At 56.3% G+C, this 14967-nt stretch carries 12 protein-coding genes and 2 pseudogenes; 9 read left to right on the forward strand and 5 right to left on the reverse strand.

The annotated features are described in order from the left end of the window. The first annotated feature begins 82 nt into the window (after nt 1-82). A complete protein-coding gene (locus tag SM754_RS16310; protein ID WP_323677263.1) occupies nt 83-1528 on the forward strand; it encodes a metallophosphoesterase in 1446 nt (481 codons plus the stop codon). A gap of 142 nt (nt 1529-1670) precedes the next feature. Next, the gene (locus SM754_RS16315; protein ID WP_323677264.1) at nt 1671-4337 is read left to right on the forward strand and encodes an AAA family ATPase; all 2667 of its coding nucleotides are present in this window, start codon (nt 1671-1673) and stop codon (nt 4335-4337) included. Between the two features lie 376 nt (nt 4338-4713). On the opposite strand, the gene SM754_RS16320 is transcribed toward SM754_RS16315, so the two are convergent. Genes SM754_RS16320 through SM754_RS16330 form a run of 3 tightly spaced genes read right to left on the reverse strand, consistent with a single transcriptional unit; the run spans nt 4714 to nt 7005 of the window. Beyond that, the gene (locus SM754_RS16320) at nt 4714-6273 is read right to left on the reverse strand and encodes a ThiF family adenylyltransferase (protein ID WP_323677265.1); all 1560 of its coding nucleotides are present in this window, start codon (nt 6271-6273) and stop codon (nt 4714-4716) included. Beyond that, on the reverse strand, nt 6264-6713 hold the full coding sequence (locus SM754_RS16325; protein WP_323677266.1) for a hypothetical protein: 450 nt from the start codon (nt 6711-6713) through the stop codon (nt 6264-6266). Before SM754_RS16325 ends, SM754_RS16320 begins: the two co-directional genes overlap by 10 nt. A 1-nt stretch (nt 6714) precedes the next feature. Continuing rightward, on the reverse strand, nt 6715-7005 hold the full coding sequence (locus tag SM754_RS16330) for a hypothetical protein (protein WP_323677267.1): 291 nt from the start codon (nt 7003-7005) through the stop codon (nt 6715-6717). Between the two features lie 64 nt (nt 7006-7069). Between SM754_RS16330 and SM754_RS20590 the strand changes: the two are divergent. Both SM754_RS20590 and SM754_RS16340 read left to right on the forward strand, forming a co-directional pair. Then, a pseudogene (locus SM754_RS20590) lies at nt 7070-7448 on the forward strand (TRAM domain-containing protein). Nucleotides 7449-7609: 161 nt separating this feature from the next. Then, nucleotides 7610-7882, forward strand: coding sequence for a hypothetical protein (locus SM754_RS16340; RefSeq protein ID WP_092635495.1), 273 nt, complete (start codon nt 7610-7612; stop codon nt 7880-7882). A gap of 82 nt (nt 7883-7964) precedes the next feature. Here the strand turns inward: SM754_RS16340 and SM754_RS16345 are convergent, their stop codons facing one another. Continuing rightward, the gene (locus SM754_RS16345) at nt 7965-8660 is read right to left on the reverse strand and encodes a hypothetical protein (RefSeq protein WP_323677269.1); all 696 of its coding nucleotides are present in this window, start codon (nt 8658-8660) and stop codon (nt 7965-7967) included. After that, the gene (locus tag SM754_RS16350; RefSeq protein WP_323677270.1) at nt 8657-9331 is read right to left on the reverse strand and encodes a helix-turn-helix domain-containing protein; all 675 of its coding nucleotides are present in this window, start codon (nt 9329-9331) and stop codon (nt 8657-8659) included. Before SM754_RS16350 ends, SM754_RS16345 begins: the two co-directional genes overlap by 4 nt. A 408-nt stretch (nt 9332-9739) precedes the next feature. Here SM754_RS16350 and SM754_RS16355 point away from each other — a divergent pair, with 408 nt between their 5' ends. The 5 genes and pseudogenes from SM754_RS16355 to SM754_RS20595 all read left to right on the forward strand — a co-directional run bounded on the left by SM754_RS16355 (nt 9740) and on the right by SM754_RS20595 (nt 14795). Further along, on the forward strand, nt 9740-10558 hold the full coding sequence (locus SM754_RS16355) for a ParA family protein (RefSeq protein WP_323677271.1): 819 nt from the start codon (nt 9740-9742) through the stop codon (nt 10556-10558). Continuing rightward, nucleotides 10555-10962: a DUF8160 family protein gene (locus tag SM754_RS16360; RefSeq protein WP_323677272.1), complete on the forward strand. Its 408-nt coding sequence runs from the start codon at nt 10555-10557 to the stop codon at nt 10960-10962. Before SM754_RS16355 ends, SM754_RS16360 begins: the two co-directional genes overlap by 4 nt. Before the next feature lie 273 nt (nt 10963-11235). Then, a complete protein-coding gene (locus SM754_RS16365) occupies nt 11236-12477 on the forward strand; it encodes a site-specific integrase (RefSeq protein ID WP_323677273.1) in 1242 nt (413 codons plus the stop codon). 254 nt (nt 12478-12731) lie between these two features. Then, nucleotides 12732-13091: pseudogene (locus SM754_RS16370) on the forward strand (transposase domain-containing protein); the annotation flags it as partial. A gap of 1425 nt (nt 13092-14516) precedes the next feature. Next, nucleotides 14517-14795, forward strand: a complete 279-nt coding sequence (locus tag SM754_RS20595; RefSeq protein ID WP_501993811.1) for a DUF8139 family protein — start codon at nt 14517-14519, stop codon at nt 14793-14795. The last annotated feature ends 172 nt before the right edge of the window (nt 14796-14967 follow it).

Raw genomic sequence — 14967 nt, forward strand, 5'->3', positions numbered from 1 at the left:
ATCAGGAAACCGCCGAATCGGTCCTTGAGAGCTGCCTCGATACCGTTTCGAGTAGTACTAGCCGTTGTATGGGGGTGTGCCTATGACCGTCCTCCTCCACACGTCGGACACTCATCTTGGGTATCATCAATACCATCGCCAGGAGCGGGCCGATGACTTCGCCGCAGCGTTCGAACAGGTAATCGACGACGCGATTGATCTCGACGTCGACGGTGTTGTTCACAGCGGAGACATGTTTCACGATTCGAATCCGCGCATCGGGCCGCTTCTTCACGCAATCCGACAACTCCGTCGGCTCCAGGCAGCCGATATTCCCTTTCTCACCGTCGCAGGGAACCACGATTCGACTCGCGACGAGCAATGGGTTTCCGTGTTCTCGGAGGTCGCTGATGCGATTCACCTCAATTATGAGCCGACAGTCCTGGACGACGTGGCCGTCTACGGGCAGGATTACGTGTCCCCATCGCGACGAGATCAGCTGGAATACGATTTCGAACAGCACGATGCCGAACACGCGGTGTTGGTCGCGCACGGCGCGTTTGAGCCGCTAGTCCCGCATGCTGAGTGGTCGCTTACCAGCGTTCTGTCCTCGTCCTCTATTGGATTCGACGTGGCGCTTCTCGGCGACGATCACACGCCTGCCTACGAGGATATCGGGGGAACGTTCGCGACCTATCCCGGCTCGACTGAGCGGACGGCGACCGACCAACGGGCCGAACGTGGCTACACTATTGTTCAGTTCGGGGCGGATGCCAGAGCAGGGGATGAGCGTGAAGATCGAGACGACGTGTGCCCCGCAGGGGTGTCCTACGACCGGATTCCGCTCGACACGCGCCCTCACGAATACGTGGATATCGAAGCGACCGAGGATCAGGACGTTGACGCGGCGGTTCGAGTGGAATTACAGGAGCGCAATCTCGAGGGCGCAGTAGTGGCAGTTCGGATCATCGGTGAAGGTGATCCAGTGACGGTCGGGCCACTCGAAGACTTCGCACACGAACTGGGTGCGCTCGTTGCCCGCGTCTCTGACAGACGGCAGCGTGGGAGTGATCGCGTGGCAATCGACGTTTCGTTTGCCGACCCCGAGGACGCGGTCGAGCGGCGACGGCAGACACTCGGCCTCAGTACCGTCGTCGATGAACTAGAGCAACAGGCACGCGCCGAGACCCCTCTCGATTCGAATCTGAAGGAGGAGGTCAAGACCGATATTGAGGCCCGTATCGAAGAGGAGGCAGAATCGTTTGCTCCGGTGGAGCCAGACCTCACTAAAGAGGAACTGCGTGAGCAGGCCGGAACGATTGGTGACACCGCTTCGGAGACTGAATCGACGTCCAGGGCTGAAGCTGCCGAAAGTGAGGGGGCAGACGGCTCTGATGAGTCAGTATCGACGGACACCGCATCGGCTGGTGATGACCCGGATCCGGTTTCCTCAAGCGAGACAGCTGATGTGGAAGAGGATTCCAAGACTGAGGGATCGACTGCCGAGGATACGACGGCTGACAAACAGGTGGGACTCGATGATTACTGATTCTCCCTCCCAGAATCAGTGGGGTGTCAGATCGGACATCGTTGGTAGGGCTCAACGCTCACACTCCGATTTCGAACGCCGATCCGGAAGCTACGAATCGCTCGATAACTACGCCAACCAAGTCAACACCCAGAGCTAATCCATGCAATTCACACGCATCCAATTGGACTCGTTCAAATGCTTCGTCGACGAATCGATCGAACTCCAGGCCGGCGTGACGGCTATGTACGGAGCCAATGGCGCAGGGAAGACCTCGCTCCTAGAAGGTTGCTTCTTTGCCCTCTATGGGGCCGACGCTCTCCCGTCCGGAAAGAACCTTGTCGATGTCATCGAGAAAGGCGAGGACGAAGCGGTCGTCGAACTTTGGTTCGAACATGACGGTAATCAATACCACGTTCGACGTCAAGTCCGTGAGTACGAGACTCAGACTGATCACGACGTCACGTTGACGACACCTGACGGGCCGATCGAGGACCCTGGCCCCGTCGATGACGCAATCGAGGACCTGTTTCGGTTGGACGCCGACGCGTTCCTCAACTGTGCATACGTCCGTCAGGGTGACATCAATAAGCTGATCACCGCAAGCCCGAGCGACCGGCAGGACATGATCGACCAGCTTCTCCAGTTGGGGAAGTTGGATCGTTACGAGAATCGGATGGGGATGACTCGAAACGGTATCGAGAGTGTGAAAGATGCCAAAGAGGGGACGTTGGAAGGGGTAAAGAGTGACATCGACGCGCTTGAAGATCGTGAACTCGAGCAGCAACTGGAACGTGTCGAATCGGAGCTTGATGAGATCGGTGACGAGATCAGCACTCTCGATGATAGAATCGCGCCGCTAGAAGATGAACAGCGGGAGGCCAATGAAGAGCTTGAATCTCTACAGGAATTAGAGTCTCAGATCAACGACCTCGAGACGGAGTATAGACAAGTACGATCCAACCTCGGCGAAGAGCGAAAGAAGCGAGTTGACTTGGGAAACGAACGAAATCAGTATGTGACCCAGATTGCATCATGCGAGTCAACCGCCGCGGACCATCTTGAGGAAACGTCGGTCGAGAGTCTTGATTTAGATGCTGTCAAGTCGCGGATCGAGGAGATTGATAGGCGCTTGGACCAGATCGAGACAGCTCGTGATGTCGCGGACGAGAGAGTCAGCGAGTTCCACGACGCTGTAGAGGAAGCCAAGACAACTGCTGGAGAGCTGGAGAGTGACGCTGACGACCTCGAGGGGACCGCGCAAGAGCGTCGTCAAGAGGCGGATGAGAAAGAAAGCGACCTGAGCGACCCCAGGGGGACGTTGGAGAACGTAGAGAGTGAGTTGGGAGACATCGAGAAGCGGTTCGCACAGAGTTCTACCACTCGTGATGCTGTTGAATCCTACATGGAAGAGAAAATAGCCGAACTGGAGGCTATAAGGGGAGAACTGGAGGGCCTCCGGGGGAAGCTCAGAACCGCTCGCGACAGTGTGGGCCATGCACGATTACTACTGATCAGAGGCCGATGCCCTGAGTGCGGACAGGAAGTCGAAGATGCTCCCAATGTCTCGAGTTACGAAGAGGATCGCGATAAGGTCCGTCGCCTCAAGCGAGAGATTCAGGACAAAGAATCCGAGGTTGCGGCGAAAGAGGGGACAGTCGAAGAGGCCCGCAGTCTCGCAGACGCCGCTGGAAGGTACGAATCATTAGAGAGTCGGAAGGAAGACCTCCGTAGGGAGATTCGGGGTCAATCTGAGACGATTGAGGCCCTACGTGAGGAGGCCAATGAACTCGAAGAGGAGGCCACCACAAAACGAGCACGGGCGGCGTATAATCGCACCGCTATCCCTCACCTGGAGGCTTTGGCCGATCGAGCAGCTAGAGCACGCGCGCATCTGACCGACGAGATGGAATCCCTGGACACCGAACAGAGGGCGCTTAGCGAGGCACAAGAAGTCCTTTCGGAGGCAGACCAGAAACACCGGGAGCGTGACCGGATCGACGAACGGCTGGAGGAGGATGTCGATCCGCAAATCGACCACTGGAGAAACGAGCGGGATCGAGTGGAATCCGAACTAGAAGGGACCCGAGAGGAGTTAGACCCTGGGCGCATTCAGCGGCTTGAACGTCGGCGAGACGGCGCTGCTCGGTGGCAGTCAGTACTTGAGCAGCGGCGTGCGGATCTCGAATCCCGACAGGGCGAGCTCCGATCTGAGAAAGGTGGGATCAATGAAGCGCTTAATGAGCTCTCTCGAAAGCGTGAGCAACGGGATACCCTCTCGGACCAGATCGACCGTCTGGAAACGGGTATCCATCAGTGCGAAGTGGCGGAGCAGATGTATCGTGACCTCCGAGAGGACCTCCGGACGCGGAACGTCGACGAACTTGAACGACTCCTCAACGAGTTGTTCGACTTGCTTTACCAGACCGACTCCTATGCCCACTTTGAGCTCTCTGATTCCTACGAACTGACTGTGTACGAGAAGTCGGGAGAGGCACTTGACCCGACAGATCTCTCTGGTGGTGAGCGAGCCCTGTTTAATCTCGCCCTCCGGTGTGCAATTTATCAATTGCTCACAGAAGGATTGAGTGGCAGAGCACCGCTTCCCCCACTTATTCTCGACGAACCCACCGTCTACCTCGACGAGCAGCACATCAACGAACTCTCCGGCTTAATCACTCGAATGCGAGAGCTAGGGGTGGATCAGATCATCCTCGTCTCGCATCAAGAGGAGCTCGTCGACGCTGCTGGTGAGCGAATCGAAATCAGACAGGATAGTACAACGAACCGGTCGCATGTTCGCGTCGAATCTCGCGACTTGCTCGCATAGTGTTATCAAATGAATCGGTCATCCGGCGGTCTCGGCCCCGCTCGTCGGTCATGAGGAGTATGTCTCGGCACTCGACTTGGAGCACTTTGACGGGGAGTATATCCACATCTCGACGCAACTTCCAGCTGAGTATCGGCGCAAGTGGGATAGCCTCACCGTTATTGGAGGTGGTGCAGAGGCTGGATACGCCGATACACCCCTTGTCGCCCTCGACTGCCGGGACGACGGGAGCGTGCTCACACGATCACTGAACCGGTCGCAACTTGGGCTCCGAGCGCTGTGATCGTGATCATTGAGGTTGTTTCTGTTCTAAGCATTAACACGAAATCGCCGAGGAAGAGTGCCTTGACGGGCTTATTTATTCCCGGTTCTCAGCTCAATTACCGGCCTCACGAAGCCGTTTATACGTCCAGTCTGTTCCGAGATTGAGGTTAACTGTGTCACCAATGCCGATTATCTCTTGGTGCACACACCCCTCGTTGTGGCTGATGAGCTTTGGGCGCATCTCCCAAGTGAGGGGATTAAACCGCATCTCGGCTGGTATACCGCCACTCAGCCCGAGGACGAGATCCAACAGCCGGAGCTGCATCAGACCAGTGGCAACCAGATTCGTGGGCATCATGCTGATGACCCGGTCGTCATCCTCAAGAACATCATCAACGCCATAATTGTCGGGTCCTCCCTGGTCGTTCCGTTCCATCGCCTGCCGAGCGGATTCGTCGTCATATGTCCCGGCACACCGCTGGCAGGTATGTTCCGGACCGACGACAATCGTGGAGATAGCAGCACGCTCACCGAAGGTTTGATCTCCTGGTTCGACGTTGGTGTCGGTGCCGCCGCCGATGACGGGAATGAGGTGGGCGTGGGAGATCTCGTCCAAGACGCGCGTGGCGTTGTCGGCATCAGTGGCGTCGAAGATGATATCGCAGTCTAACAGGTCGAGGATAGCACTGTAATCAGGGTGGTCTTCGGATACCGACGCCTGTACTTCTCGTACCGTGAACCCGGGGTTAGTCGCGGCAGCTCGGGCAGTCCGGGCTGCGACCTGGACCTTGGGGCGATGAACATCTGCGTCGACAGTTGTCGCCCCCATCGCCCGATTCAGATTTGCGTGATCCACGAGGTCGAAGTCGACTAAAACCTCTTCGGCCACGCCCAATCGGGCTAGCGTTGGTGCGAGGATTGAACCTCCGCCTCCAAGCCCGACGATACCGACGCGGAGTGCGCTGAGACGAGCCTGTCCAGCGGCTCCCCAAAAGTTCTCGACGTCGATGCTGTCGTGAATCTCCATATCAGCATCGGTCAACGCGGAAGCTGCACCGGTTGCCTCAACGTCTGTGGGAATCTTTTGGAACCTGTCACCGAAGATCCGGACAGCGGACGCACGCCGCGTTCGAGCAGCATATTCGCTGTAACCTCCGTCACCGACCTCCTCTGCAACACTCGGCGTGTCAAACTCGAATGACATAATGGACCACCCCCCGTCCTCCGTGACAATGCCCATAGCGAATGGGCGGTCATCACCAAGTTTGCGGGCGTCTCGGAAGAGAGAGTCGCGCGCAACTTCCGTATCCTTTGCGCTAGGGGTGTTGCCTCCCGGCAAATGAGTGTGTAAGTACAGGAGGCCCGCTTCATCTCGTGCCTGCGCGAGCTCGCGCGCCCGGCGACTGTACTCCCGGCCGAAATCCAGACCGCCATCGAATTGGATGTCGCCTTGCTCGGGAGGAACGACCTCCTCGATGAGGTATGTTACACGATTCTGCCCAGACGACGGCCGGAGGACGGCAATCAGCCCTCGCTCCGGCATCGACCTGAATCGATCATTCTCGAAAAGAAGCGAGCGGATAGTTTCGCGGGTAGCCTTGGTGAGTGCGACGTGGAACTCGTCAACTGTCGCCGGAGTTGCTGTCTGCTCGTCTTGGATGCTCAATCCCATGGGTACTCAAGACACCTCCGAACGTGCGAAATGACCCGCTTGATGTCCTCCGATTCCGTGACGTCCACTTCGTCGGTGAACCGGCGACTCCAAAACAGCGTCTCCTCGGTGTCTAACATATCCCGGAGATCATCGCCTAGATCACGATTCTCCCGGGTGTTGTCCGGATACTGACCGTCGATAGTAAGGCGCTTGACCGTGACGAACCCATAGTGGTCACCGTCGAGGCCCCGCCGGTCGAACCGGTGGTAGATGACTGTCTCGTCCTGGTCGTAGTCTGGACCCAACCGGTCAAGGTCGAAGGTGCCCAGCCGGACAAAAATGTAGTTACCTCCATCGTCCGCAGCTGGTGCCACCTCTTCATACTCGGACTCTAGGGCGGTAAGGCCCTTTAGGAGGTCGCTCTCCACCGCAGTGACGTCGAAAGCAGAGGCGTTCATCTCAGATGTAACCACCCGGCGGAACATCAATCTCAAAATGACGCCGGTGTGGCTCCGTCAGGTCGACTTCCTCGTCGGCGTCGAATTTCTCGTCGACGGGGCCGTTAGGACCCCGGAGCGCGTCGAGTTTGGCGTCGTCATCAACTTGCTCTTCTGCGACGAGGAAGAGCTCGCTTGCCTTCACGATGTTCTCCTCGAACTTGTCGTCAATGCCGTCTACGGTGACTGGGTGGACTGCATTACTGTGTTCTTTGGCCGGTCCTCCATTCGTCTCGTTGTTATCGGAGCTCATCTACAAGCATCTATTTCCCCCAGACGTATAAATCTCTCGGATAATAGCATAGCGATGAGCCTATTTGAACATCAAAGTGTGGATAGGTAGTGATATCCCTTCCACTGAAGTAGATTATGAAGCGATGTCAGCTGACGAAACGTATCGAGTAGCGATTCTTGAGTCTCCCATCTCGGCGGAGCCATCGATACAACAGGGGTCATAACAACGCTCCTCTCAGGAGATTGTGAGCCGCGCCCCCTCAGAACCCTCTGTCGATGAAGGCGAAGTCTGCGATGTGACAACCGAACCCGTCGGCGATCAGGGCGACTGTATTTCGAAAGCGATCACGGGGGTACGTCGTGCTCGTTCCCGGCGCTCAACCCGATGACGAGCCAACAGTCGAAATCGAACAAGTTCAGGAGCACGTCGCGTTTGCGAGCATTGTCGATAGCGATCCGTGAGCACTCTAACGTGTTGTCCCTTCTGTGGATCGGGCTTCTTCTCGGTAAACCATCGGTGTGAGAAGGCTCCGTTCGCGTTTGTCTGATGGAGGTGGTTCTGAAAGTCACGTTTTCTTCACGCGCTCGCGATGGCACAACCTTCCAAAGCCGAAATACAATCTATGACAAAGGAACCGATTGAGGTACTCGACGACTTGGCCGACCAGGTCGCCGATGAGTTCGAGGCGTATAGACAGCCGGACGAATTCAAGGATGTCTCGCTCGTGATCGAGAACAGCGACGAGGAACATCCGACGCTGATCGTCCACGTCGATAGGGAGGATGCGGAGTCCTTAGCCGACCGTATTGATGAGTTCCTCCGCGAGCACGGTGCTCGTACTGAACGGGAACGACATTCAGCTACGGACGTCCGTGTGTTAGCGACGGTCGACTGACACCGCCCCTCCATTTTTTGACAGACTGCAGGCACGCCGAAGGCCCCTATCTTCACTTCCGATCTACGAGGTCCCGACCGCTTCAGCTCAGGTGGTCAATCTGCGAAGACAGATACTCTTGAAGAGTGGTGACCGTCTCTTCTGAGACAGCTGAGGCCCCGAAGTCACTCCGATATCCGTGTTTGAGTTCGTCACTCTCCAAGATCTCCAGACCACGCTCAAGTTGCTCCCGGAGTTCATCGTCGTCCCCCCGCCGCAGGTGGGGCGTGACAGCGTCAAGGTCGATCTCTTCCGCCACTGCCAGAACGTCCCGAAGGTCTGTCTCGCGGCCGCTGTGGAGCTTTGCTGCGACGAGGACTGCCCCATCGATCACTCTGGCCGTCGTCGTCACTGTGCCCCCGCTCACCTCCTGTTGGTGGCTGTGGTCGTACAGGTAGTCGAACGACCACTGTGCCTCGGTCTGACGACACCCGAGTCCGTTCACCAAGAGGTCGAAGCCGATCGGTTGTTGCGGCGTGAGTCGCTTCTCGTACTCGATCACTTCGGTGTCGTAGAACCACTCCTTGGCGTGGCTGTCCGTTTCCTCGAAATCCCGACTTTCGAGGAATTGGACGAACTCGGCCTTGGAGTCCGGTGCGACGACGATATCGAGGTCCGTAGAGAAGCGTGCGTTGAACGCTGAGACTGCGTAGCCGCCGACGAGAACGTATTCGTGGCCTTCTTGGGTGAGCTCTTCGAGCAGTTCGATGAGTGCGTCACTTCGATTGTTGAAGCTCATGGCTGTGCCCGTTCCGTCTCTCGATACGTGACGCCGAGGTCGAGGTCCTCGTACATCCGGTCGAGCATTGCTAACGCCGACTGGAACTGAGCGTAGTTCTCACGCATATACTCGATTGTCTCTGCTCTCGGGATCACTGGGTACCCTTCGACGTGCTCGATATCGAGTGACGCGCGTGGCTCGAGGACGATCTGCAGCGGTCCGTCCAGTTCGTCTCGGGGCTGTCGTTCGAATGCGGTCGGGAGGTCGAACCACTCGAAAAATGTCTCCCAGGCGTCGACGTCCTGCTCACGAACAGCGAGGAACAGTGGATAGTCGTCGGGCTTGCGACCGACCTGGTAGCCGCCCTGGGCCCACACGTAGACGGCGTCGATCCGTGTGAATGCGAACGGCCAGTCACCGAACTGCGGGATGACGTAGGCCTCCTCGATGGATGGTGGACTGACGCCGGCGCTGGCAGCGACGAGCTCTCGTGCTGCGTCCCTCACGCGCTCGTCGACGACTGAGAGGCCGTCGTCATAGCGGACGTAGCCTGCGTCTTCGAGTCGGTTGACGGCCTGTCTTACCGTCTCGTACGGCGTGTGGAGGTGTTGGGCGACACGACGGATGGAGTCACCACTCTCGATAGCGAGGATGACCTGCGCCGCGGTGTCGTCGAGTACCTCGTACATCTGGTGGTTACCAATAATCCGGTAACAGTTAAAAGTCTTACTCGAATGGCCATGAAGTCACTATCTCTCTCCATACTCTCGAAGGTAGTCCTGATTCCCGCTGAAAACACGTGGAACGACTATAACGAATTCAACGAACAAAACGAACTGAACGAGAAAAACGAATGTATTGAACGCATTCTGAGGAACGAACTGGCACCCTCTACTCGATGAACAAAACGAGGGAAACGAACGTAACGAACAGAACGAATCAATTGATGGCAACGAGTGCGTTTGATTCAACGAGTGGAACGAACAGTTGGTTTTAACATCGTAGTAATCCTCTCACCGAGTGAAACACCCTCACCGAACGCACCGAACTAAACGACCAAAACGAACGAAACGAACACAACGAGAGAAACGAAGATAATGACCGACACCAACACCGCACGAATCACGGTGGCGAATCAGAAGGGAGGCGCGGGGAAGACAACCGACGTCATTCATACTGGCGGCGCACTCGCTGCCCGAGGCCACGACGTCCTCCTGGTCGACATCGACTACCACGGAGGGCTCACCTGCTCGCTTGGCTACAACGATCTGTACTACGATACCGACCGTACGACGCTGTTCGACGTCCTCGACTTCGACCAGATGGAGTCGGTGAACGACATCATCGTCGAGCACGAGGAATTCGACATCCTTCCCGCCAGCGAGAAGCTCGCGAACAACAAGAACATCCAGACGCTGCTTGAGGCGCCGAAGAGTCGCGAGCGGTTGGAGATGACACTCGACGAACTCGAGAGGGACTACGACTACATCATCGTCGACACGCCGCCATCCCTGAACGTCCTCACCGACAACGCCCTGGTCGCGACCGGCAACGTCGTCATCCCCGTCATTCCCGAGAAGCTCAACGCCAACAGCCTCCAGATTTTCGCGAAGCAGCTGAGTTCCCTCGAACAGGCGTACGGAGACATCAATCGGCTCGCGATTGTCTGTAACCGCGTCGAGCAGAACGCTGAACACCGCGACACCATCGAGGAGATCAAGTCGGCGTACTCCCTCCCGGTGTTCGAGATCCCGAAGCGGACCGACCTCTCCCAGTCGATCGGCGAGGGGGTGTCCGTCTTTGGCTTCGGCAAGGAGAACCAGCGCGTCGAGGATGCACGCGACCTGTTCAACGAGATTGCCGACCTGTTCGACGAGACGTTTGAGAAGACTGCCCCTGAGGAGGTGGAAGCATGAGCGACGGCTGGGGTGATGCTTCCGGCATCGAGGGCAACTACGAAGAGGAGGACGACGAGGCTGATTCCAGCGAAACGAGTGAGGTGAGTGAAACGGTGGAAACCAGTTCATCGACCGAAACGACCGAATCGACTTCAACGAGTGAAACGAACGAAACGAGCAAAACGAAGACAAACATCAAGGACGAGTGGAACGGGCGGACGATCTACATTCCCGACGATGTCCTCGACGAGATGGAGGATACCTACCTCGAGTCCCAGCTGAAGCTCCGCAAGGCGGGCCAGGACGAGTTCAAGAAAAATCGCCACTTCTACCCGCTACTCGTCCAGTTCGGTGTTGAGGCGCTCTCTGAGGCGGATGCCGATGAAATCCAGGCTCGGCTTTCGGAACTCGGCGACGAATGACCTCGCAGAGAACGAGGCTTGAGATTTTGTATAGCGATATACGATATACATCTTTCTGTAGTGCGGAGTTCCGACGCTAAGAGACTCTAGACCCCCGAATCCTCCCGATGGCTCAAATACAGCAAGTGGTCCTGATTATGCCCGTAATCACGACCACTTTGAAGTACCCCGGCGCCGTCGGTGAAGCACGAATGCTGCAACCAACTCACGACGACGCTTCCCCCAGGGTAGAGGACCCGAGACCGGGGCTGCAGGACGGTGGAGGGCCGGTGAATGCCTGACCGAGCGCTTTCGACGCCGCTCGACGACAGCTTCGAGCGCTACCTCCAAGACAAGGGGAAAGGCCGGGGCGGCGGCGGTGGGAACTATCGACGTAACGCTGCACGCGAGCTCGAACGGTTCGCCGAGTGGGCCGCCGGCGACCGCGGCGCCGACGACTGGACCGGGATCGCCGACGACGTCGGCCGCGAGCCGACCTTCGACGATCTCGACGAACGCGTGTTCCGGGAGTACGCCCGGCATCTTGGTGGAGATCGGGGGCTCAAGCAGAATACTGTACAAACCTATTATCGCTATATCTCTTCGTGGTGTGGCTGGTGCGTCAACGAGGGCTACCTCGAAGCGCACTACGCGCAGCGGGCCAGTGCGATGGCGCCACTGCCGGAGGACGACGGCCGCAAGCCCGGCGACCAGCAGGCCTGGACGTCGGACCAGCGCCACGCCCTTACCCGCCACGTCGACGAACGGGCTCGCGACGCCGTCGAGGTGTACACGACACTCCGGGAGGATACTGACCCTATCGACAAGCAGCGAGCGCGCTACGCGGCGCTAAAGGCGGCTCGTGACCGGGCGCTGGTGTTCGTCCTCGCGTACACCGCCGTCCGCGTGGGCGAACTCCTCCGGGACCCGAATGACCCGCGCCGGCGCGGTGTGCGCTGGGAGGACCTATCCCTTGACGACGGGAGTATGGACGTCTACCGGAAGAAACAGCAGTGGGACGCCGCGAGCCTCCCCGATCCGGTGATCTCGCCGTTGCGGAGCTACCGCCAGCTGATGGACCCACCCACGGAGCGGTGGCCGGTGTTTCCGACGTTCGACCAACGGACGCTCGCAGAGCTCGTCCGGGAAGAGCTAGCCGAACGAGGGGAACGCCCGGAGGCAATCGCTGAACGCCGAGCGGAGTACGCTCGCGACCTGTTGCTGGCGCTCGATGAGGATATTCGGCCGCCGTCGATTACCACGGACGGCGCACGGTCGGTTCTCCAGCGACTCTCTGAGACCGCAGAGATCGATATCGACCATCCGAAACACGATTATCTTGCCCCGCACGGTGGTCGACGTGGAATGGGCGAGGTACTTGTCCGCGCGTTCGGGTACACGGTAGCGGCGCGGTATCTCGATAATTCTGAAGAAATGGTTCGAGAGCGGTATTCACACATCGAAGCGGGAGAACTCGGTGATGTAGCTACTGAAGCACTCGCTGAGGTAGATGGTGATGTTTCAGACTTTAATTAGTTTCGCGGATTATATCATAGTAAGGAAGATGATACATCAATTTTATGCTATTTATTGGACGTTATGATCCTGGTACTACTAGTTGAGTGAGTTTGAGAAGTGGCAGGTTTGGGATTAACTTGGTCGAATCACTCAACTAAACTGTGTCATCAATCTCATGTTGTCAAGAAAGCATTCAATAAGGCCGAGGATAATAATGAGGGCAGTGTTCAGATAAGGATTGAAAGGTGAGGCGGTGCGGTTTTCAGGTGTCCATGCCAGAAAACGACCGTTTCAGCAGTTTTTAGACCAGATCGACTTAGATTTTGTTGAACGAGAAGCGATACTACAGCCGCTGATGAAGCTCAGTATTCAGCTGCATCTTGCTGAACTCTCGCTTTCGAACACTGTCTCAATTCTTGAGATATTTGGTGTTGAACGCGCACGATCTACTGTTCATTAACTGGATTCACAAGGACGACCTACAGCCCGAGTTTGGACGGACTCCGGATCACGTTGCGGTTGATGAAACCGTGATCCGACTCAATAACGAGCAGTACTGGCTGTACGCTGCTGTCGATCCGGAAACAAACGAATTACTCCATACAGAGCTTGAGCTGACGCGTACGAACGTAAACCAGAACAGACCCCCAACGGCGCAAGCGTGTCGGTGACGCCCGCAAGATATCCAAGATACAATATCAGCCAGATCTCCGGAACCGGATTCCCTGACTGAGAGACGCATCCCTATCTCAAAGGACGGTGCTGTTCTGGTCTATGAAACCACAAACCGGGACCAAGAGGAACCGTACCGCGCCGTTCCCAGCAGACGGATATAACGCTAACGTGCAAACTTATAGAGATAGGCAAATTCGGCATCCGAGATAGCTTCACGAACGGTCGAGAAGGCGCGTCCCGGTTTTGGTAGGTAGCCCACACTCCTCGACACGAGAAATCACCCGGTTGATATCGTATTCTACTCGGCGGAGTTCGACTTCGTCAACGGCAGTATCGACCTCGCGTGCGGTCGATACATCGGAGACCTCCAACTACTCATCCAGAGAAACTTCGTCAACCAGTTTGAGAACGGCTAGGAATGGTATGGAGTCCACGACAAAGGCCCGATACTGCGGTGACAAAGTATGACGTGCTGAATAGAGGCTGAGTCACGGTTAGAGTTGCTCATAGAACGGTTCGATGGTCAGGATAGTGAATACAACGGCGGTCAAACTTGGTTACCTGTAGTGACGAGCTTTTCTAACGGCAGGTGTGTCCGGGTTAACGCTGGTCAGTCAGATTTGAGTAGGCAGAGACTGAGGCTACACCCACTTACAGCTGTGTTATCGTAAATGTAGATTGAGTATTATTATGTTCTGGCTAAGGAATAGCGGGACTGATATGGGGGATGAATATAAAATCCAAAATAATATCATATTTATAATGCGTCTATTTTGGATGGTGATAGTGTCGTCGACAGTTACGGGGTAGACACACAACTCACCGGCAGTTCCCGGACGAATCCATCAAGAAACGCCGGGTTCAACGGTGGACTCACCGTCAGCGCGGGAGTCAATTCCGTTCAAGTAGAAGTGGGTACCCCTGCCGGCAGTAGCTATCGATCATTCGTCATCAGTAGTGAGTACATCCTTTGATCGGCTCGGGTCTGAAGATGCGTCCCTGGGGCCGCTTCCTCAAGGATATCGACAATCGTGTCGAGTTGGATCGGCTGATAACCGAGAATCTCGACACCGACGTTCATTCGTTCCTCGTCGTAGAAGACGAACGGGAACTCGTCTAAATCGTTGTTGTGATGGTGTCCTGGAGGACCCAGCCGTCCCAACTCTCTGGATGTCTTCAGGGCGGTGGGTACAGTAGAACTCGTAGCCACAGTGTTCGAGCGTGCAAGCATCAACGACCGGAAACGGGGCCTCACTAGGCTCGAGGCTAATGTCATGGTTTCCGCGGACGAGGAGATTTGCATCAAGTTGGTCAAATCGCTAAAAACTGAATTGGAACAATCGCTCAGTGAGACTGCAGATGTAACGATGGACTGACAGGGTTTGTCGATTCAAGACGAGACAATAGAGAACATCCCGCAACCGGGTAATTCATATCCGGTCGGTGACCGGGTGCAAATCTACGCCGGCTCTGACGATCCTGGCTCTCGGTATCACGGTGTAGTTTATGAGATTGTTGAAGTTCTAACGGACGACCTTGGGACGGAAACCGGACGAACCACAGATGGATACTCGTACATTCTTCAAGGCGTAGAAACAGACGAAGAACTTCTAATTTCGTTTCGTCATCAGGATTTAGTACCGGCTGAAGGCGCTCAGTAATTCATCTATATTTCGCAAGTTGGGGGTGTCCGAGAACACTCAACGAGACGAATGGTCGCCCGCAGACCTGTGCATCATATCTCCACCTTCGGAACACGTTGGTGATGTTGGGCTGAGAACATGCCACAGTTACCCCAACGCATTTTGCGCCGGAATAGGAAGCCCAATCCAA

Origin of the sequence: Halorubellus amylolyticus (assembly GCF_034808145.1) — an archaeon.
In the GTDB taxonomy this organism is placed as follows: domain Archaea; phylum Halobacteriota; class Halobacteria; order Halobacteriales; family Natrialbaceae; genus Halorubellus.